At 61.3% G+C, this 20,520-nt stretch carries 17 protein-coding genes; 5 read left to right on the top strand and 12 right to left on the bottom strand.

Annotated elements, in window-relative coordinates:
• Positions 1-10: 10 nt before the first annotated feature.
• The 4 genes from ACODTD_RS13270 to ACODTD_RS13255 all read right to left on the bottom strand — a co-directional run bounded on the left by ACODTD_RS13270 (position 11) and on the right by ACODTD_RS13255 (position 4,206).
• A complete protein-coding gene (locus ACODTD_RS13270; protein WP_011336453.1) occupies positions 11-991 on the bottom strand; it encodes a sulfonate ABC transporter substrate-binding protein in 981 nt (326 codons plus the stop codon).
• Positions 992-1,080: 89 nt separating this feature from the next.
• Positions 1,081-1,674, bottom strand: coding sequence for an NADPH-dependent FMN reductase (gene ssuE / locus ACODTD_RS13265; RefSeq protein ID WP_011336454.1), 594 nt, complete (start codon positions 1,672-1,674; stop codon positions 1,081-1,083).
• 240 nt (positions 1,675-1,914) lie between these two features.
• Positions 1,915-2,553 (bottom strand): peroxiredoxin, encoded by a 639-nt coding sequence (locus tag ACODTD_RS13260; RefSeq protein ID WP_011336455.1) that lies wholly within the window; start codon positions 2,551-2,553, stop codon positions 1,915-1,917.
• Positions 2,554-2,862: 309 nt separating this feature from the next.
• Positions 2,863-4,206, bottom strand: a complete 1,344-nt coding sequence (locus tag ACODTD_RS13255; RefSeq protein ID WP_011336456.1) for an OprD family porin — start codon at positions 4,204-4,206, stop codon at positions 2,863-2,865.
• A gap of 365 nt (positions 4,207-4,571) precedes the next feature.
• Here ACODTD_RS13255 and tauA point away from each other — a divergent pair, with 365 nt between their 5' ends.
• Positions 4,572-5,561 (top strand): taurine ABC transporter substrate-binding protein, encoded by a 990-nt coding sequence (gene tauA, locus ACODTD_RS13250; RefSeq protein WP_409438522.1) that lies wholly within the window; start codon positions 4,572-4,574, stop codon positions 5,559-5,561.
• Positions 5,562-5,600: 39 nt separating this feature from the next.
• Here tauA and argA read toward each other — a convergent pair whose 3' ends face one another.
• On the bottom strand, positions 5,601-6,899 hold the full coding sequence (gene argA / locus ACODTD_RS13245; RefSeq protein ID WP_007951778.1) for an amino-acid N-acetyltransferase: 1,299 nt from the start codon (positions 6,897-6,899) through the stop codon (positions 5,601-5,603).
• 135 nt (positions 6,900-7,034) lie between these two features.
• Positions 7,035-8,183: an acetylornithine deacetylase gene (argE, locus tag ACODTD_RS13240; RefSeq protein WP_201818857.1), complete on the bottom strand. Its 1,149-nt coding sequence runs from the start codon at positions 8,181-8,183 to the stop codon at positions 7,035-7,037.
• Between the two features lie 156 nt (positions 8,184-8,339).
• Between argE and ACODTD_RS13235 the strand changes: the two genes are divergently transcribed.
• Positions 8,340-9,710 carry a CYTH domain-containing protein gene (locus ACODTD_RS13235; RefSeq protein ID WP_129972269.1) on the top strand — a complete coding sequence of 457 codons (1,371 nt, stop codon included), beginning with the start codon at positions 8,340-8,342 and terminating at the stop codon, positions 9,708-9,710.
• A 39-nt stretch (positions 9,711-9,749) separates the two neighbouring features.
• Here the strand turns inward: ACODTD_RS13235 and ACODTD_RS13230 are convergent, their stop codons facing one another.
• The gene (locus ACODTD_RS13230) at positions 9,750-10,220 is read right to left on the bottom strand and encodes an Lrp/AsnC family transcriptional regulator (protein WP_011336460.1); all 471 of its coding nucleotides are present in this window, start codon (positions 10,218-10,220) and stop codon (positions 9,750-9,752) included.
• 126 nt (positions 10,221-10,346) lie between these two features.
• Between ACODTD_RS13230 and ACODTD_RS13225 the strand changes: the two genes are divergently transcribed.
• From ACODTD_RS13225 to ACODTD_RS13215, 3 genes are all read left to right on the top strand, one after another.
• The gene (locus ACODTD_RS13225; RefSeq protein WP_201818856.1) at positions 10,347-10,685 is read left to right on the top strand and encodes a hypothetical protein; all 339 of its coding nucleotides are present in this window, start codon (positions 10,347-10,349) and stop codon (positions 10,683-10,685) included.
• A 90-nt stretch (positions 10,686-10,775) separates the two neighbouring features.
• The gene (gene tfpB / locus ACODTD_RS13220) at positions 10,776-12,560 is read left to right on the top strand and encodes a type IV pilus assembly ATPase TfpB (protein ID WP_489104913.1); all 1,785 of its coding nucleotides are present in this window, start codon (positions 10,776-10,778) and stop codon (positions 12,558-12,560) included.
• 69 nt (positions 12,561-12,629) lie between these two features.
• Positions 12,630-12,947 (top strand): DUF2388 domain-containing protein, encoded by a 318-nt coding sequence (locus tag ACODTD_RS13215; protein ID WP_007951791.1) that lies wholly within the window; start codon positions 12,630-12,632, stop codon positions 12,945-12,947.
• 56 nt (positions 12,948-13,003) lie between these two features.
• On the opposite strand, the gene gcvP is transcribed toward ACODTD_RS13215, so the two are convergent.
• The 5 genes from gcvP to ACODTD_RS13190 all read right to left on the bottom strand — a co-directional run bounded on the left by gcvP (position 13,004) and on the right by ACODTD_RS13190 (position 20,477).
• Complete coding sequence (gene gcvP, locus ACODTD_RS13210; RefSeq protein ID WP_489104912.1) at positions 13,004-15,877, bottom strand: aminomethyl-transferring glycine dehydrogenase; 2,874 nt, start codon at positions 15,875-15,877, stop codon at positions 13,004-13,006.
• A 134-nt stretch (positions 15,878-16,011) separates the two neighbouring features.
• On the bottom strand, positions 16,012-16,395 hold the full coding sequence (gene gcvH, locus ACODTD_RS13205; RefSeq protein WP_011336464.1) for a glycine cleavage system protein GcvH: 384 nt from the start codon (positions 16,393-16,395) through the stop codon (positions 16,012-16,014).
• Between the two features lie 49 nt (positions 16,396-16,444).
• The gene (gene gcvT, locus ACODTD_RS13200) at positions 16,445-17,527 is read right to left on the bottom strand and encodes a glycine cleavage system aminomethyltransferase GcvT (protein ID WP_011336465.1); all 1,083 of its coding nucleotides are present in this window, start codon (positions 17,525-17,527) and stop codon (positions 16,445-16,447) included.
• Positions 17,528-17,684: 157 nt separating this feature from the next.
• Positions 17,685-19,301 (bottom strand): ABC transporter permease, encoded by a 1,617-nt coding sequence (locus tag ACODTD_RS13195; protein WP_489104911.1) that lies wholly within the window; start codon positions 19,299-19,301, stop codon positions 17,685-17,687.
• Positions 19,302-19,472: 171 nt separating this feature from the next.
• Positions 19,473-20,477 (bottom strand): extracellular solute-binding protein, encoded by a 1,005-nt coding sequence (locus ACODTD_RS13190; RefSeq protein ID WP_489104910.1) that lies wholly within the window; start codon positions 20,475-20,477, stop codon positions 19,473-19,475.
• Between the last annotated feature and the right edge of the window lie 43 nt (positions 20,478-20,520).

Below are 20,520 nucleotides of genomic sequence, written 5' to 3'. Positions count from 1 at the left end.
GGGATTCGATTTACTGGGCTTGGGTGACCGAGCTTTGGGCCACAGCGGCCGGCGGGGTCCAGATCACGTCCTTGATGCTCAACGGCTTGGGAATCAGCTTGAGCTGGTAGAAGGTGTCGGCGATTTTCTGTTGTGCGGCGACCACTTCCGGGGTCAGGAACAGCGCGCCGTAGCCCTGGCGTTTCACCGAGGTCAGGGTGATGTCTGCCGGCAGGCCGAGCAGCGGCGACACCTGTTGGGTCACGTCTTCCGGGTTGGCCTTGGACCATTCACCGACAGCGCGCACTTCTTCCACGAGGGTCTTGATCACCTCGGGATTTTTCTGTGCGTAGGGCTTGGTTGCCAGGTAGAACTGGTGGTTGTCGACGATGCCTTTGCCGTCACGCAGGGTGTGCGCTTGCAGCTGTTTCTCGGCGGCCGCCTGGTACGGGTCCCAGATGACCCAGGCGTCGACGCTGCCGCGCTCGAACGCGGCGCGGGCATCGGCCGGCGGCAGGAATACGGTTTGAATGTCGCTGTACTTGAGACCGGCATCTTCCAGCGCACGCACCAGCAGGTAGTGAACGTTGGAGCCTTTGTTCAGGGCGACTTTCTTGCCCTTGAGATCCGCCACCGATTTGATCGGCGAATCTTTCGGTACCAGGATCGCTTCGCTGTTCGGCGCTGGCGGCTCGTAAGCCACGTAGAGCAGATCGGCACCGGCCGCCTGAGCGAAGACCGGCGGGGTTTCGCCGGTGACGCCGAAGTCGATCGAGCCGACGTTCAAGCCTTCGAGCAGTTGCGGGCCGCCGGGGAATTCAGTCCATTGCACGTCGACGCCTTGGGCGGCGAGACGTTTTTCCAGGGTGCCCTTGGCTTTGAGCAGCACCAGCGTGCCGTATTTCTGATAACCGATTCGTAGCGTCTCGGCTTGAGCTTGAGTGATGGCGCCGAAGGACACAGCCGCAGCAAACAGAGCGACCAGACCACGACGCAAAAATACAGTGCGCATAGCGCTCTCCTTTTTGCTGTTGGGTTTTGGCTGCACCTGCTTGGCCGTTGGCGGCTGAGTAAGGTGAGTACTTCAAGTTTCGGTGTGGCTCAAATGCTCCAGCGAGCACTCAACAAACGTTCGTTCAACAATCCCGGCTCCAGCGGCTTGGGCCGGCGGGCCATGGCGCTGACAAACTGGTCCAGCGCTTCATGCAGTCGCTGCTCCAGCGCCGGTGCCAACTGCGCCTGGGCACTGCCTTCGCCGTAGGCGATCTGGCTGTCCTCGGCAAAAATCCCTTGCAGCATTTCCTGGGCCTTCAACGCCGACAGCACAGGCTTGAGGGCGTAATCGACCACCAGCATGTGGGCGATGCTGCCGCCGGTGGCCATCGGCAGAACAATCTTGTGGTTCAGCGCACGTTCGGGCAGCAGATCCAGCACGGTCTTCAGGGCGCCGGAAAACGACGCCTTGTACACCGGCGTGGCGATCAGCAGGCCGTCGGCGTTTTCAATCTGTTGCAGCAGGTCGAGCACCTTCGGGCTGTCGAAGCGGGCGTGGAGCAGGTCTTCGGCCGGGAAGTCCCGCACCTGATAACTCACCACTTCCACCCCTTGCTGCTGCAACCAGCGTTGCGAGCGTTCCAGCAACACCCCGGAGCGGGAACGTTGACTGGGACTGCCACCGAGTGAGACGACCAGCATTCAGAGAATTCCTTGCGCGTTACAGGCGATTCGCGGGTTGCGATCTCGCTTCAATGTCAGTGACCTTACCAGCTGATTTATATATCCATAAATCATATTTATTCATTTGGTTATTCTTTATAGAGATATGCATTTCACTTTCCTGCGGGCAAAAAAACAGGCCGTAAAGACGGCCTGAAACCCTGCATCATGGTTTTTGCTGATCGCCCCATGCAGAGCCTGGGAACGATCCGAGGTAGTTTATTTGTTCGGCTGTGGTGTAAGGCGCAGGTACGGCTTCACCGCGCGGTAGCCCTTCGGAAAGCGTTGTTTGATTTCGTCTTCGTCCTTGAGTGACGGCACGATTACCACCTCTTCACCGTCCTGCCAGTTGGCCGGGGTGGCCACCTTGTAGTTGTCGGTGAGCTGCAGCGAATCGATCACCCGCAGAATCTCGTGGAAGTTGCGGCCGGTGCTCGCCGGGTAAGTGATGGTCAGGCGGATCTTCTTGTTCGGATCGATCACGAACAGCGAACGCACGGTCAGGGTGTCGTTGGCGTTCGGGTGGATCAGATCGTACAGATCGGACACCTTGCGATCGGCATCGGCCAGGATCGGGAAATTGACGATGGTGTTCTGGGTTTCGTTGATGTCCTCGATCCACTTGTGGTGCGAGTCCACCGGGTCGACCGACAGTGCAATGGCTTTCACGCCACGTTTGGTGAATTCGTCCTTGAGCTTGGCAGTGAAGCCCAGCTCGGTGGTGCAGACCGGGGTGAAGTCCGCCGGGTGGGAAAACAGCACGCCCCAGCTATCGCCCAGCCATTCGTGGAAACGAATCTTGCCGGCGCTGGAATCCTGTTCGAAATCGGGGGCGATATCGCCAAGTCTGAGGCTCATGGTGCGGCTCCTGATGAGTGGTTGGAGACCTCAACTGTAGCTCGTGATTCGTTCTTCTGAAAAAGAATAAATAACTAGATATTTATATCTTTATTGAATATTAAACATCTATTCACTGGACGCCCGGCAGCATCGCGACGAACATCACCCTCAAGGTTCGAGAAGGCCTTGAGTTGCTGTAAAGAGGGGAACATCGGGAAAGGCTTACGGGGGTGAGCCGGACCCGGAAACACAAAAGCCCCGTCCGGCGCGATGCCGGACGGGGCTTTTTTTACATCAGGCTTTTTACATCAGTGCAGGAGCGCGCTATTACAACAGCGGGATCGAGTAGCTGACGATCAGGCGGTTTTCGTCCTGCGAACGGGTGTTCGGCAGGTCGGTGCGCCATACAGCGTTTTTCCACATCAGGCCGACGTTCTTGAAAGGACCTTCCGGTACGACGTAACCGATGGTGAAGTCGCGTTCCCACTCGGAACGGTTCGAAGCGCTTTCGCGACCGTTGGTGCCAACGGTGTCGATCGAATCGCCTTTCAGGTAAACCACACCAGCGGTCAGGCCAGGTACGCCGACTTTAGCGAAGTCATACGAGTAGCGAGCCTGCCAGGTTTTCTCGCCGGCACGGCCGAACTTCTGGATCTGCATGTCGGTGATGGTGTAGTTCGACGAACCGTCGCCCTGGTTCAGCCAAGGGAAGTCAGAGCTGCCGTTGGAAACCTGGTAACCGCCACCGAAGGTGTGACCTTCAACGGTGTACAGGAACAGGCCGCTGTACAGGTTGTTGTCGACTTCGCCACGACCGTTACGCACGCCGGTGTAGTTACCGGTGCTGAAGTACGCAGGATCAGTGCCGTTCTTGCCGTCGTCGGAGCTGTTGAAGTAACGGAAGTCAGACTTCAATACGCCCGGGCCGATGGCCCAGTTGTGTACCAGACCCAGGAAGTGCTGCTTGTAGAAGTCTTCCAGGTTGCCGTAGTAGTACTGGGCAGTCAGGTCTTTGGTGATCTTGTAGTCACCACCGGCGTAGATGAACTTGTTGCTGTCACGGAAGCCAGTGCCACGGCTGTTTGCGCCGCTGATGGACAGGTTTTCGTTGTTGCTGGAGTTACGGCCTTTCACGGCTTCGATCTGACCACCGACCAGAGTCAGGTCCTTGATTTCGCCGGAGGTGATCTGACCACCCTGCCAGGTTTGTGGCAGCAGGCGGCCGTCGTTGGTCACGATGACCGGGTTCTTCGGCTGCAGGGTGCCCAGCTTCAGTTCGGTCTGGGAGATCTTGGCTTTGGCAGTCAGACCCAGGCTGGAGAAGTTGTCCACTGCTTTGCCGTTGGACTCGCTCGGGAACACAGTGCCGCCGTAAGCGGTGCCGCTGTTGCCGTTGGTGCCGCCGCCCGAATCCAGACGCACGCCCAGCAAGCCGATGGCGTCGATACCGAAGCCCACAGTGCCTTGGGTGTAACCGGAGATGAAACGCAGATCGAAGCCTTGGCCCCACTCTTCGTTCTTGTTGGCGCCAGCGCCATCGCGGTTGTCGGTGTTGATGTAGAAGTTACGCAGCCCCAAGGTGGCCTTGCTGTCTTCGATGAAACCGGCGGCGCCTGCCTGCTGCGCCAAAACCCCTACGGCCACGGCCAGGGCCAAGGTGGACTTGTTCATGTTTCGCTCCTCTCGTTTCTAATTCTTGTGTTCCTGGTCCGGGGTCTGATGCCCCTGGATCCTAAGATGCGCGATTAGCGCCAGACCGTGACTGACAAGTCAATCGTAACCTTGTGTGTCTACGACCAAGGTCTAATCGCAGTTATTTGGTCCCTGCAGGGTAAAGACTTCCTGATAATCCCAAAAAGAATTTATTCATTCTTTTTCATACCATTCGGCTATATAGCCAGCCAATTGCCATCTTCCCCGGGATACAAGGTATCGGCGACTAAGCTCATTACTAAATGGTATTTATTAGCCTTTTTTTAGATCGATTAGCTTTGACGCAACCCCGATTCGTCAATCCCTATCAAAAAGGCGACGCCATGATGGCCAAACGCGCACTATCTAGTCAATTTGTTACAGTTTGTGTATCAGCGCTGATTTCTTTTTCAGCCCATGCCGCCAACCTCACTGTGGGCTACCAGACCGGTATCGACCCGAGCAAAGTCCCCCAGGCCGACGGCGTCTACGAGAAAACCATTGGCGAGAAAATTGACTGGCGCCGGTTCAACAGCGGCCCGGAAGTTGTGACAGCCATTGCCTCCGGCGATGTGCAGATCGGCAACCTCGGCTCCAGCCCGCTGGCAGCCGCCGCCTCGCGCAATCTGCCGATCGTTGCCTTCATCGTCTCGGCGCAGATCAATGCCGCCGAAGCACTGGTGGTGCGTAACGGCAGCGGTATCAACAAACCCGAAGACCTGATCGGCAAGACCATCGCCACCCCGTTCGTTTCCACTTCCCACTACAGCCTGCTCGGCGCGCTCAAGCACTGGGGCCTGGACACCTCGAAAGTCAAAGTGGTGAATCTGCAACCCGCAGAAATCGCGGCCGCCTGGAAACGTGGCGACATCGACGGCGCCTTTGTCTGGTCGCCGGCGCTGGGTGAGATCCGCAAGACCGGCAAGACCCTGACCGATGCCGCGCAGGTCGGCCAGTGGGGCGCGCCGACCTTCGAAGTCTGGGTCGCGCGCAAGGACTTTGCCGAGAAGCATCCTGAAGTCGTGGCCAAGTTCGCCAAGGTGACTCTGGACTCGTTCGCGGATTACGCCGCCCATAAAGACAGCTGGACAGCCGACTCGGTGCCTGTACAAAAAATCGCCAAACTGACCGGTGCCAATGCTGCCGACGTACCGGAACTGCTCGCGGGTTCGGCCTTCCCGGACGCCCAGGCGCAACAGACCACGGCGCTGCTGGACGGCGGCACGGCGAAGGCAATTGGTGAGACGGCAAAATTTTTGAAGGAACAGGGCAAGGTCGAAAGCGTTTTGCCTGACTACTCGCCGTACGTCAGTGCGAAGTTTGTAGCGGAGTAAACAAATTGCCCCCACGCATCCCGTGGGGGCAATCGCATATCACAGAGACTTTTCGAAGATCTTCGAATTGCGCTGATAGTTATAGAGAGAAGCCCGCGCCGCCGGCAGGCGTTCAACGCTGCTCGGCTCGAAACCGCGCTCGCGGAACCAGTGGGCAGTGCGGGTGGTGAGGACGAACAAAGTCTTCAGGCCCTGCGCCCGGGCACGGGTCTCGATGCGCTCGAGCAATTCGTCGCCGCGACCGCCATGGCGATACTCGGGATTCACCGCCAGGCACGCCAGTTCACCGGCATCCGAATCGGCAATCTGATACAGCGCCGCACAGGCGATGATCATCCCTTCACGCTCGACCACACTGAACTGCTCGATCTCACGCTCCAGCACTTCGCGCGAGCGACGCACCAGAATCCCCTGCTCTTCCAGCGGGCTGATCAGGTCAAGCAAGCCACCGACGTCTTCAATCGCCGCCTCGCGCACCAGTTCGAACTGCTCCTGGGCCACCAGCGTACCGCCACCGTCACGGGTGAACAGTTCGGTCAGCAGCGCACCATCCTCGGCATAACTGACGATATGGCTGCGTGCCACGCCGCCACGACAGGCTTCGGCAGCGGCATCCAGCAGTTCCGCCTGATAGTTGCTGCCCAGACGCTGCAGATGTGCCGGCACCTGTTGCGGACGCAGTTCGCGCACCAGTTTGCCGTTTTCGTCGATCAGACCGAGGTCGGCGCCGAACAGCAGCAGCTTGTCGGCGCCCAGATCGATGGCGGCGCGGGTGGCGACGTCTTCGCAGGCGAGGTTGAAGATCTCGCCGGTCGGCGAATAACCCAGCGGCGACAACAGCACGATGGAGCGCTCGTCGAGCAGACGGTTGATGCCCTTGCGGTCGACCCGACGCACTTCGCCGGTGTGGTGATAGTCGACACCTTCCAGCACGCCGATCGGCCGGGCCGTCACGAGGTTGCCGCTGGCCACCCGCAGACGCGAGCCCTGCATCGGCGACGAGGCCATGTCCATCGACAGCCGCGCTTCGATGGCGATGCGCAACTGGCCGACCGCATCGATCACGCACTCCAGCGTCGCGGCATCGGTGATGCGCATGCCGTGGTGGTAATGCGGGGTCAGGCCACGGGCGGCGAGGCGAGTTTCGATCTGAGGACGGGAACCGTGAACCAGCACCAGCCGCACGCCGAGGCTGTGCAGCAATACGATGTCATGGACGATGTTGCCGAAATTCGGATGCTCCACGCCGTCGCCCGGAAGCATGACGACGAAGGTGCAATCGCGGTGAGCATTGATATAAGGAGACGCGTGGCGAAGCCAATTGACGTATTCGGGCATGAACCTGGGCCTGTAATAAATAGCAGCCGGAAAAGGGGCGAAACGGAAAACGCACAGCGGGCTGATGGTTATCGTCGGAACAGGCTTGGCGACACGCGCGCTCTCCTCATGAATACGGGTGGGTGTATGGGCAATTTATACAGTTTTGAGACAGTAATGTTCGATCAACTGCCGCAATAGATGCACGGTAGGCTGCAAACGTGACATTTCGAGGTACTCGTCCGGCTGGTGCGCACAGGCGATGTCGCCGGGGCCGAGCACGATGGTTTCGCAGCCAAGGCGCTGAAGATAAGGCGCTTCGGTGCCGAACGCTACCGCTTCGGCCGTGTGGCCGGTGAGTTTTTCGGCAATTCGCACCAGCTCCGCGTCTTCGGCCTGCTCGAACGGCGGCACTTCGGGAAACAACGGCGCGTAATCGATCTTCACTTTATGCCGTTCGGCGACCGGGTTGAGCTTGCGCAGAATCTCGCTGCGCAAGATTTTCGGGTCCATCCCCGGCAACGGCCGCAGGTCGAACTCCAGCGAACACTGGCCGCAGATGCGGTTGGGGTTGTCGCCACCGTGGATACAGCCGAAGTTCATGGTCGGCTGCGACACGCTGAACTGCGGGTTGTTGAATTCACGCTGCCACAACAGGCGCAGGCCGCGCAGTTCGCCGATGGCATCGTGCATCGCTTCGAGGGCGCTGTGCCCCAGGCGCGGATCCGACGAATGGCCGCTCTGCCCGAGGATATCGATGCGCTCCATCATGATGCCCTTGTGCATGCGGATCGGCTTGAGCCCGGTCGGCTCGCCGATCACGGCCGCCCGGCCCAGCGGGCGCCCCGCTTCGGCCAGCGCCCGGGCACCGGACATCGAGCTTTCTTCATCGCAGGTGGCGAGGATCAGCAGCGGCTGCTTGAACGGTTGAGCGAGCAGCGGTTGCACGGCTTCGATGATCAGGGCGAAGAAGCCCTTCATGTCGCAACTGCCGAGACCGACCCAGCGGCCATCGACTTCGGTGAGTTTCAGCGGATCGGTTTTCCACAACGCATCGTCGTAGGGCACCGTGTCGCTGTGCCCGGCCAGCACCAGCCCGCCGGGGCCACTGCCGAAACTGGCGAGCAGATTGAATTTGCCGGGACTGACCTGCTGGATGTCGCAGCTGAAGCCGAGGTCGCCGAGCCAGCCCGCAAGCAGATCGATCACCGCCCGGTTGGACTGGTCGAGGCCCGGCTGGGTGCAGCTGACCGACGGCGCTGCGATCAGTGCAGCGAACTGGTCTTGCATGGACGGCAAAGGCATCGCTGACTCCAACTCCCGGATTGAGGTTCATCATAGAACCATCCGGCGCCGAGAATAAACCGCCGCAAAGCGTAGGAAGATTCAGTCCTGTACACTGCACGGCCTTGGCAGCCACACATTCCCCCGGCTGCGCTCCCGATCCTGGATTTTCCGGCCATGCAGAAAGAAACCGAAATCAAACTCCGCGTCAGCCGCGAAACCCTCGCCGCCCTGCGCGAGCACCCTCTCCTGAAAAAACGCAACAAAAGTGGCTGGGAACGCCGTGAGTTGATGAATCAGTACTTCGACACGCCTGAGCGTGACCTGGCCCGGGCCAAGGTTGCCCTGCGCCTGCGCAAGGACGGCGAAGAGGTGATTCAGACCCTCAAGACCCGTGGCCAGAGCGTCGCCGGTCTGTCCGAGCGTAACGAGTACGACTGGAACCTGCCCAAAGCCAAGCTCGACGTGAAGAAACTCGACGGCGAATGCTGGCCCGAGTCCCTCGCCGAGCTGGACAAGAAAACCCTGAAGCCGATCTTCACCACCGATTTCGTCCGCGAACGCGCCGAAATCGCGTGGGGCCGTGGCAAGACCAAAGTGGTCATCGAAGCCGCGCTGGATCTGGGCCACGTGGTAGTCGGCAAACAGAAAGAAGAAATCTGCGAGCTGGAACTGGAACTGCGCGAAGGCGAGCCTGCCGCGCTGCTGGAACTGGCCGCCGAACTGGCCGAAACCCTGGCCCTGATGCCGTGCGACATCAGCAAGGCCGAGCGCGGCTATCGTCTATACGACGCCAACAGCTACTCGCTGAGCCTGCCGGCGCCGGCCATCACCGCCGAAACCCCGCTGGACGACGCCTTCGCCGCCCTGGCCTGGCACTTGCTCGGCAGCAGCCAGCGTCTGGCCGAACAGTATCGCTTCAACGGCCACTGGCGCCTGCTGCAGGACTGGGTCGAGAACCTCGCGGAAATGCGTGCCCTGCTCAGCAGCCTCGGCCAGGCCGCACCGCGTCCGTCGACCCACGACCTGCGCGTTGCCCTGGACGCCCTGCTGGAAGACTGGCGTCCGCTGGTACAGGTCGGCATCGAAGACGAAGACGTGCGCAAAGCCGCGCCGGAACAGTTCCTCGAAGAGCTGGAAGACCCGCGCTGGGGCCTGTTCTCGCTGAACGCTTCGCGCTGGTTGCTGGCCCGCACCTGGGCTGCCGACCGCAACACCCGTGGCAATCGCCAGGGTGCCGCGCAGTTGCAAAGCTGGCTGCCGCGCCTGCTGGGCGAAGAAGCCACTTCGCTGCAATTGCAGCGCTATCAGCAGCAGCCGGAAGATCTGGCCGAGCAACTGCCGCGCATCGAGCGCATCCAGGTCTGGTTGCACCACGCGCGCAACGTGCTGGAAATCCCGGAAATGGATCGACTGTACGGCGAGCTGAACAAACTGGCGCAACTGGCCAACGAGCCGACCATCACCGACGAACTGCTCGATGCGCGCAAGCATCAGGCGATTGCGGTGTACCAGAACCGTGCCTGGAAAATGCTGCTGCGCATGTAATCCCCGCATGATGATCGTTCCCATCCGTGGGAACGATCATCAGCGCAGTACCGGCAGGCTCGTCGTGGACTTGATCTCCGACAGCGCCACAATCGAGTTCACCTCCTGAATCCCCGGCACCAGCGACAGCTTCTCGAAGAAGAACCGCTCATACGCCTCGATGTCCGCCGCGACGATCCGCAGCAGGAAATCCACCGCCCCCATCAGCACGTAACACTCCAGCACTTCGGGAAAGCCGCGAATCGCCTCGGTGAACTCAGTGAAGTTCGAGCGCCCATGGGCGTTGAGTTTGATCTCGGCGAAAATCTGCGTGTTCAGGCCGATTTTCTTGCGATCGAGCAAAGTTACCTGACCCCGAATGATTCCCTCCTCCTTCATCCGCTGAATCCGCCGCCAGCACGGCGATTGCGACAGCCCCACCTGCTCGGCGATCTGTGCGCTGGACAAGGAAGCGTCCTCTTGCAGCAGGGCGAGAATGCGCCGGTCGTAGCCGTCCAGATCGCTGTGCATAAATAATCCTCAAATTCATCAAGCGGCGAATTGATATACCTATTCAATCGCCTGTTCGGCTCATCTTAGACAAGAAATGCCCGGCATCGAATGTAAAAATTCCTCCACTGATTCCGGAGACCTGTCATGCCACACCTCGAAGCCGTCAACACCCCTGCGCCCCGTGCCGATGTGTGGAACGCCAGCAACGCGCATTGCCTCGCGCAGTACCAGATCCTGGCCGAGGCCGAGCCGGATTTGCTGGTGCGGGTGCTGAACCTGTTCGCCTTGCAGTGCCTCACGCCGGAGCAGGTCAATGTCCAGCGGCTGGACGATCTGCTGTCGATCGACATCGTCATGGGTGGCCTGAGCTGGCACCGCGCCCAGGTGATCGCGGAAAAACTTCGTAACCTGATCAGCGTCTGCTCGGTGGACCTGCAAAACCCCGACGCGGCGTGGGATGCACCGGCGCAGGCGGCCGGCTGACAAGAACCGAAACGTCTTCGTCGGGTAGTGGCCCAACGGTCGGCAGGGCCACGACTATCCTTTGCGCACTGTCGTTCAAAAGGAGCCCGCATGTCCGTTCAACTCGCCACTCAGGATCGCTGGCTGGATCTCAATGAGGTACTGCGTGAACTGGTCGCCCAAGGCTTCATCTGCCAGGACTCGGCCGAGCAGGCGCTGAATGCCCGGCGTCGGCATGCCGCCCATGGCCAGAAGCATCCGCTGGAATTCATCGCCAGCCAGCAACTGGAGGATCTCAGCCGTCCGGGCAAACACCTCGACCTGGAAAGCCTGACCCTCTGGCTGGCGCAGCAGGCCGGCCAGCCATACCTTCGGATCGATCCGCTGAAGATCAACGTCGCCGCCGTCACGCCGCTGATGTCCTATGCCTTCGCCCAGCGCCACAAGATTCTCGCGGTGTCGGTCGATCGCGATGCAGTAACCGTGGCCAGCGCTCAGCCCTACGTCAGCGGCTGGGAGGCCGATCTGACTCACGTCCTGAAACTGCCGATCAAACGGGTGGTGGCCAACCCGGCGGACATTCAGCGTTTCAGCGTCGAATTCTTCCGTCTCGCCAAATCGGTCAGCGGCGCCAGCAATGCCGATGCGCAGAGCGGCAACCTCGGCAACTTCGAACAGTTGCTCAACCTCGGCGCCAGCGATCAGGAGCCCGACGCCAACGACGCGCACATCGTCAACATCGTCGACTGGCTGTTCCAGTACGCCTTCCAGCAACGGGCCAGCGATATCCACATCGAACCCCGGCGCGAGCAAGGCACGGTGCGTTTTCGCATCGACGGCGTGCTGCACAACGTCTATCAATTCCCGCCGCAGGTGACGATGGCCATCGTCAGCCGCCTGAAAAGCCTTGGCCGGATGAACGTCGCCGAGAAACGCAAACCCCAGGACGGCCGGGTCAAGACCAAGACCCCGGACGGCGGTGAAGTCGAGTTGCGGCTGTCGACCCTGCCCACCGCATTCGGCGAAAAAATGGTGATGCGGATCTTCGACCCGGAAGTCCTGCTCAAGGATTTCGATCAACTGGGGTTTTCCACCGACGACCTGCGGCGCTGGCAGGACATGACCCGCCAGCCCAACGGTATCATCCTGGTCACCGGGCCGACCGGTTCCGGCAAGACCACCACGCTGTACACCACGCTGAAAAAACTGGCGACCCCGGAGGTCAACCTCTGCACCATTGAGGACCCGATCGAGATGGTCGAGCCGGCCTTCAACCAGATGCAGGTCCAGCACAACATCGACCTGACCTTCGCCGCCGGCGTGCGTGCGCTGATGCGGCAGGACCCGGACATCATCATGATCGGCGAAATCCGCGATCTGGAAACGGCCGAAATGGCGATCCAGGCGGCGCTGACCGGGCACCTGGTGCTCTCGACCCTGCACACCAACGACGCGCCGAGCGCCATCAGCCGCCTGCTGGAACTCGGCGTGCCGCATTACCTGATCAAGGCCACCGTGCTCGGTGTGATGGCGCAACGCCTGGTGCGAACCCTTTGCCCGCACTGCAAGGCGCCGCTGACTCTGGACGAAGAAGACTGGCAAACCCTGACCCGGCCGTGGCAGGCGCCGCTGCCGGGCAATGCGCAACGGGCCATCGGTTGCCTGGAGTGCCGCGACACCGGTTATCACGGGCGCGCCGGGGTCTACGAAATCATGCAACTGAGCGACAGCCTCAAGGCCTTGATCAGCCCCGACACCGATCTCACCGCGATCCGCCGACAGGCGTTCAAGGAAGGCATGCGCAGCCTGCGATTGTCCGGCGCGCAGAAAGTTGCTGCGGGGCTGACAACCCTTGAGGAAGTGCTGCGGGTGACGCCACAGAGCGAGCAGAAATAGCCGCTCACGGAACCGGATCGGGGAAACGACGATCCAACCGGTTATTCAACACCAGTGGAGTCACCCAACATGCGTCTCAAACTTGCTGTCGCCACCCTTGCCCTGCTGTCTCTGCCCGTCGGTTCGGCAATGGCCGACAGCTTTTGGCGTAACGTCATTTCGTCCGGTGCCACCACCGGCTCGACCTACCTGACCTTCAAGGATCACAAACTGATCGTTGCCGCCCAGGACGATGCCGGCAGCTTCGTCGCCAGCGACGGCGGTATCCGTGGGCCGTACCTGGAAGCCGCGATGCAAAAAGTCCGCGCCGACAACCCCGGCCTGCAGGCCACCGACATGGAGCTGGCGAACGCGATCCTGGCGAAGAACGCCGTGGCGTCGGAATAACCTTCCGGACAGACAAAAATGCCGCTCACACGAGCGGCATTTTTTTTGTCCGCTGATCAACGGTAATCGTCCACCGGCACACAGGCGCAGAACAGGTTGCGGTCGCCATAGACGTTATCGACCCGATTCACTGCTGGCCAATATTTGTGCGCCTTGGTGTGCGCATCCGGCGTGATGCCCTGCTCGATGCTGTACGGCCGTTCCCACACGCCGGTGATATCGGCCAGGGTATGCGGTGCCCGTTTGAGCGGGTTGTCCTCGGCCGGCCAGTTGCCGTTCTGCACCTCGGTGATTTCTGCGCGGATGCTTAGCATCGCGCCGATGAAGCGATCGAGTTCGGCCTTGGACTCGCTCTCGGTCGGCTCGACCATCAAGGTGCCCGGCACCGGGAACGACATGGTCGGCGCGTGGAAGCCGTAATCCATCAGGCGCTTGGCGACGTCCTCCTCGCTTATGCCAGTGGCAGCCTTGAGCGGGCGCAGATCCAGAATGCATTCGTGGGCGACCCGCTCATTGCGACCGGTATACAGAACGGGGAAAGCACCGGACAGGTGCTGCGCCAGGTAATTCGCCGCGAGGATCGCCACTTCACTGGCATCCGCCAGTTGCGGCCCCATCATCGCGATGTACATCCAGCTGATCGGCAAAATGCTCGCACTGCCCCATGGCGCGGCGCTGACCGCTCCGTTCTGCGGTTGCGGCCCGTCGATCGGGACCACCGGATGGTTGGCAACGAACGGCGCCAGATGCGCACGCACGCCAATCGGCCCCATGCCCGGCCCGCCTCCGCCGTGGGGAATGCAGAAGGTCTTGTGCAGGTTCATGTGTGACACGTCGGCGCCGATGTCCGCCGGCCGCGCCAGCCCGACCTGGGCATTGAGGTTGGCGCCGTCCATGTACACCTGGCCGCCGTGCTGGTGGATAACTTCGCAGATTTCGCTGATGCCTTCCTCGTACACGCCGTGGGTCGACGGGTAGGTCGCCATCAGGCACGACAGCTTGGCCCCGGCCTCGGATGCCTTGGCTTTCAAGTCCTCCAGATCGACATTGCCAGCGTCGTCACACTCGACAATCACCACGCGCATCCCGGCCATCTGTGCCGAGGCCGGGTTGGTGCCGTGGGCCGAAGAAGGGATCAGGCAGATGTCGCGCCCGCCCTGCTGACGGCTCTCGTGGTATTTGCGGATCGCCAGCAGCCCGGCGTACTCGCCCTGGGCGCCGGAGTTGGGCTGCATACAGATCGCATCGAACCCGGTGATTGCGCACAGCCAGCGCTCCAGCTCCTCGATCATCAGCGTGTAACCGACGGCCTGCTCCCGGGGCACGAACGGGTGCAGATTGGCGAATTGCGGCCAGGTGATCGGGATCATCTCGCTGGTGGCGTTGAGTTTCATGGTGCAGGAGCCCAGAGGGATCATCGACTGGTTGAGCGCCAGATCCTTGTTCTCCAGTTGCTTGAGGTAGCGCAGCATCTCGGTTTCGCTGTGGTGGGCGTTGAACACCGGGTGGCGCAGGTACGACGTGCTGCGTTGCAGCATTTCGGGAATGCCGGAGGCCAGCGTTTCGGCGTCGAGATCATCGATGCTCAACCCGTGATCGGCGCCCAGCAGCACATCGAACAGTCTGGCCAAGGTGTTTTCATCACAGGCCTCGTCGAGGCTCAGACCCAGTTGGCCACGACCGAGGATGCGCAGGTTGATCTGCGCGGCCTGGGCGCTTTCGATGATCGCGGTTTGTGCCCCGCCCACGTCCAGCGTGAGGGTGTCGAAGAAGTGTTGGTTGAGGCGCTGGATGCCATGGCGTTCGAGCCCGGCGGCGAGAATGCAGGTCAACCGGTGCACCCGCTGGGCGATTCGTTTCAGCCCTTCCGGGCCGTGATAGACCGCATAGAAACTGGCGATATTGGCCAGCAACACTTGAGCTGTGCAGATGTTCGAATTGGCCTTCTCCCGACGAATGTGCTGCTCGCGAGTTTGCAGGGCCATGCGCAGCGCGACGTTGCCGCGAGCATCTTTCGACACGCCGATGATCCGCCCGGGAATCGCCCGTTTGTACTCCTCGCGACTGGCGAAAAACGCCGCGTGCGGACCGCCGTAACCCATCGGTACACCGAAGCGCTGGGATGAACCGAACACCACGTCGGCACCCAGTTCGCCCGGCGGGGTCAGCAGCAACAGACTGAGCAGATCGGCCGCCACGCAGGCCAGCGCCTGTTGCGCGTGCAGGTGATCGATCAGCGGCCGCAGGTCGCGGATCTCGCCGTGGGTGTCGGGGTATTGCAGCAGCGCGCCGAACACCTGGTGCTGCTTCAAGTTATCCACAGCGTCGACGATCAGCTCGAAGCCGAAGCCTTCGGCGCGGGTCTGCACCACGGAAATGGTTTGTGGATGACAGTTTTCGTCGACGAAGAACAGATTGCTTTTCGACTTTGCCACACGTTTGGCCAAGGCCATGGCTTCCGCCGCGGCGGTGGCTTCATCGAGCAGCGAAGCGTTGGCCAGTTCAAGGCCGGTGAGGTCGATGGTCAGTTGCTGAAAGTTGAGCAACGCGTCGAGCCGGCCTTGGGCGATTTCCGGTTGGTAAGGCGTGTAGGCGGTGTACCAGCCGGGATTTTCCAGCACGTTGCGCAGGATGACGGTCGGCGTCAGGGTGCCGTGGTAGCCCATGCCGATCAGGCTGGTCCAGACCTGGTTCTGTTCGGCATAACCGCGCAGTCTGGCCAGCGCTGCCTGTTCGTCCAGCGCCGGCGGCAGGTCCAGCTCGCGGTTGAGGCGAATGCCCGGCGGCACGGTCTGTTCGATCAGCTCGACCCGGCTGCCGAGGCCGAGGCTGTCGAGCATCGCCTGCTGCTCGGCGGCATCGGGCCCGAGGTGGCGGCGCAGAAAGGCATGGGGATCGCGTAACTGGCTCAGGGATGGCAACTGGGACATGACGGGCTCTCTCTTGGCTGGCGGCTCGGCGTCAATGCAACACGGTCAAACCAGCATAGCAGCCACCCCGACGGCAAAAGTCCCGGGCAGAAAAAAGCCCCGACGGGTCGGGGCTTTGGGGGCTCGCCTGCAGCTTATTCGCCGATGGCAGCCTTATAGGCGGCAGCGTCGAGCAGCTTGTCCAGCTCGGCCTTGTCGCTTGGCTTGAGCTTGAAGATCCATGCGGCGTACGGATCGTTGTTCAGTTCTTCCGGCGAACCGGCCAGGTCTTCGTTGACGGCGATCACTTCGCCACCGACCGGGGAGTAGATGTCGGAAGCGGCCTTGACCGACTCGACGACACCGGCGGTATCACCGGCGGCGAACACCTTGCCCACTTCTGCCAGCTCGACAAACACCACATCACCCAACGCTTCCTGGGCATGATCGCTGATGCCCACGGTGACGGTGCCGTCGGCTTCCAGACGCGCCCATTCATGACTTTCGGCAAAACGCAGTTCAGCTGGGATGTTGCTCATGCTCGGTGTCCTCAAGAAATTGTCAGCGGTCGTGCCCGCCGGAAAAGGTTTAGATCAAGGTTTTGCCGTGACGGACAAAGGTCGGTTTGACCACGCGTACCGGATACCACTTGCCACGGATTTCCACTTCGGCGCGGTCGGCAGTCGCCATCGGTACACGCGCCAGGGCAATCGACTTGCTAAGCGTAGGAGAGAAACTACCACTGGTGATCTCCCCTTCGCCAACATCAGCGATACGAACGACCTGATGGGCCCGCAAAACCCCGCGCTCTTCAAGCACCAGGCCGACCAGTTTGTGCTGCACGCCGGCGGTTTTTTCCGCTTCCAGCGCATCGCGACCGATGAACCGACGCGTTGCCGGCTCCCAGGCGATGCTCCAGGCCATGTTCGAGGCCAGAGGCGAAACGTCCTGGTGGATGTCCTGACCGTAGAGGTTCATGCCGGCCTCGACCCGCAGCGTGTCGCGGGCACCGAGGCCGATGGGGGAAATGCCGGCGCCCACCAGATCGTTGAAGAATCCGGGGGCCTGATCGGCCGGCAGGGCGATTTCCAGACCGTCCTCACCGGTGTAGCCGGTGCGCGCAATGAACCAGTCGCCGTCGACGTGGCCTTCGAAAGGCTTGAGCATCTGGATCAGGTTGGCGCGGGACTGGGTCACCAGCTCGGCAATCCTGTGCCGGGCATGGGGACCTTGAATGGCGAGCATCGCCAGCTCGGAGCGTTCGGTCATCTGAACATCGAAGCTGCCCAATTGTGCCTGCATCCAGGCCAGGTCCTGATCGCGGGTGGAGGCGTTGACCACCAGACGATAACCGTCCTCAAGGCGGTAGACGATCATGTCGTCGACGATACCGCCGCGCTCGTTGAGCATGGTGCTGTACAACGCACGGCCGGGGCTGTGCAGGCGTTCGACGTCATTGGCCAGCAAATGCTGAAGCCAGGCCTTGGCCTGGGGGCCGGTGACATCGATCACGGTCATGTGGGAAACATCGAACACCCCGCAATCGCGACGCACCTCGTGGTGCTCCTCGACCTGCGAGCCGTAATGCAGGGGCATGTCCCAACCGCCAAAATCGACCATCTTCGCGCCGAGGGCGAGATGCAGGTCATACAGAGGCGTACGCTGTCCCATGGGTTTCTCCTTCCGGGCGTGGCGAAGGTGCGGAGCGCTGCTGCACGGTTCGGAAAACCCTGTAAAAAAGGGCTTTCAGCCGATTTCAGCGACAGGGTCTGTCAGACGGACCGCACCGAATGCCGCGCATTGTAGCCGCATGATTCAGGACTGACGACTAAGTGTTTCGATGCGCCGAACGGCGAATAAGTCCGATGACCGGCAACAGACCGACCAGCACCAGGGTCAACGCCGGCAACGACGCCCTCGCCCATTCGCCTTCGCTGGTCATTTCGAAGATCCGCACCGCCAGTGTGTCCCAGCCAAACGGGCGCATCAGCAAGGTCGCGGGCATTTCCTTGAGCACATCGACGAACACCAGCAAGGCGGCGCTGAGCGTGCCGGGCAGCAGCAACGGCAGATACACTTTGAAAAACAGTCGCGGCCCACTGACACCCAGGCTACGTGCCGCTTCAGGCAAAGAGGGCCGTATACGCGCCAGACTGCTTTCCAGAGGCCCATAGGCCACCGCCACGAAACGCACCAGATACGCCAGCAGCAGCGCCGCCAGACTGCCCAGCAGCAACGGTTTGCCAGCACCGCCGAGCCAGCCGGACAGCGGAATCACCAGCTCCCGGTCCAGATAACTGAACGCGAGCATGATCGACACCGCCAGCACCGAACCCGGCAAGGCATAACCGAGATTGGCCAGACCGACTGCGGAATTGATCGCCCGGGTGGGCGCCAGACGCCGGGCGAATGCCAGCAACATCGCCACGCTGACCGTGATCAGCGCTGCCATGCCGCCCAGATACAGGGTGTACAGAATCAGTCCCGCGTAGCGCTCATCCAGATCGAATCGCCCGCGCTGCCAGAACCACACCGCCAGTTGCAGCACAGGAATGACAAACGCGCAGGCGAACACCAGACCGCACCAGCCGGTCGCCGCCCAGGCCTTAGGCCCGCGCAGGTGATACAGCGCCTTGACCCGTGGTCGCTCGTTGCTCGCCCGATTGGCGCCTCGCGCGCGGCGTTCGCCGTACAGCACCAGCATCACCACCAGCAGCAACAGGCTGGCGAGTTGTGCGGCGCTGGGCAGGCTGAAGAAGCCGTACCAGGTCTTGTAGATCGCGGTGGTGAAGGTGTCGAAGTTGAACACCGACACCGCACCGAAATCCGCCAGGGTTTCCATCAACGCCAGCGCCACGCCGGCACCGATGGCGGGCCGCGCCATCGGCAATGCCACACGCCAGAACGCCTGCCACGGTGACTGGCCGAGCACTCGCGCGGCTTCCATCAGGCCCTTGCCCTGAGCCAGGAACGCAGTACGCGCCAACAGGTAGACATAGGGATAAAACACCAGCACCAACACCAGAATCACGCCACCGGTGGAGCGCACTCGCGGCAGGCGCAGGCCGGTGCCGAACCATTCTCGCAGCAGGGTTTGTACCGGGCCTGCGAAATCCAGCAGGCCGACGAACACGAACGCCAGCACGTAGGCCGGGATTGCGAACGGCAGCATCAGCGCCCAGTCGAGCCAGCGGCGGCCGGGGAATTCGCAGAGGCTGGTGAGCCAGGCGAGGCTTACGCCGATCAGTGTCACACCGACGCCGACGCCGAAAACCAGCGTCAGTGTGTTGCCCAGCAGGCGTGGCATCTGGGTTTCCCACAGGTGCGACCAGATCTGGTGGTCGATGGTTTGCCATGAGAGCAGGAGCACGCTGAGGGGGAGCAGCACCAACGCGGCGATGGCGAAGACGATGGGGTACCAGCGGCGTTGGGCGGGGTGGGCCAAGGAAACAGTCTCGTTCAAATGATTGTGCCCACGTTTTGCGTGGGCACACATTCTGTGACGCTCCGCGTCACGCTGTCGATGATGCGACGCAGAGCGTCGGGGACTGCATTCCCACGCAGACGGTTCGACGCCTCGACGTGGGAACGATCAAACATTGCTGTCAGGAAAGACTCAATTCCAACCCGCCCGATCCATCATCCGGATCGCTTCAGCCTGACGCTTGCCTGCCACTTCAACCGGCAATGTATCGGCTACGAACTGCCCCCACGCCGCCACTTCTTCCGAAGGCTTCACCGCTGGATTCGCCGGGAACTCCTGGTTCACATCGGCAAAGATCTTCTGCGCTTCAGGCGTGGTCATCCACTCCACCAGCGCCTTGGCCGCTTCCGGGTGCGGCGCATGTTTGGTCAGGCCGATGCCCGACAGGTTGACGTGTACACCACGATCCGCCTGATTCGGCCAGAACAGTTTTACCGGCAGGTCCGGCTTCTGCTTGTGCAGGCGGCCGTAGTAATAAGTGTTGACGATGCCGACATCGCACTGGCCGGCGTTGATCGCTTCCAGCACCGCGACGTCGTCGGAGAACACGTCGGTGGACAGGTTGTTGACCCAGCCCTTGAGGATCTGCTCGGTCTTCTCGGCGCCATGCACTTCGATCATGGTGGCGGTCAGCGACTGGTTGTAGACCTTCTTCGCCGTGCGCAGGCACAGGCGGCCTTCCCAGTTCTTGTCGGCCAATGCTTCGTAGGTCGTCAGCTCGCCCGGCTTCACCCGTTCGGTGGAATAGGCGATGGTCCGTGCGCGCAGGCTCAGTCCGGTCCAGGCGTGGCTGGACGAGCGATATTGCAGGGGAATGTTGGCGTCGATGGTTTTCGAAGTGAACGGCTGGAGAATGCCCATCTGCTCGGCCTGCCAGAGGTTACCGGCATCGACGGTCAGCAGCAGGTCGGCGGTGGCGTTCTCGCCTTCGGCCTTGATCCGCTGCATCAGCGGCGCTTCCTTGTCGGTGATGAACTTGATCTTCACCCCGGTCTTGGCGGTGTAGGCATCGAACACCGGTTTGATCAGTTCATCGATACGCGAGGAGTAGACCACCACCTCGTCGGCGGCCTGGGCGGCAGTGCTGCCGATCAGGGTCAGGGCCAGTGCGGTCAGAACACGCTTGGATGCCAACATGGGAGCGGTCTCTCGGTCGGGAAAAGTGGCCCAAATGATAAGG

The organism is Pseudomonas sp. FG35, assembly GCF_057809295.1.
The sequence above is the reverse complement of the archived record's forward strand: the minus strand, read 5'-3'. Positions and strand labels throughout refer to the sequence as shown.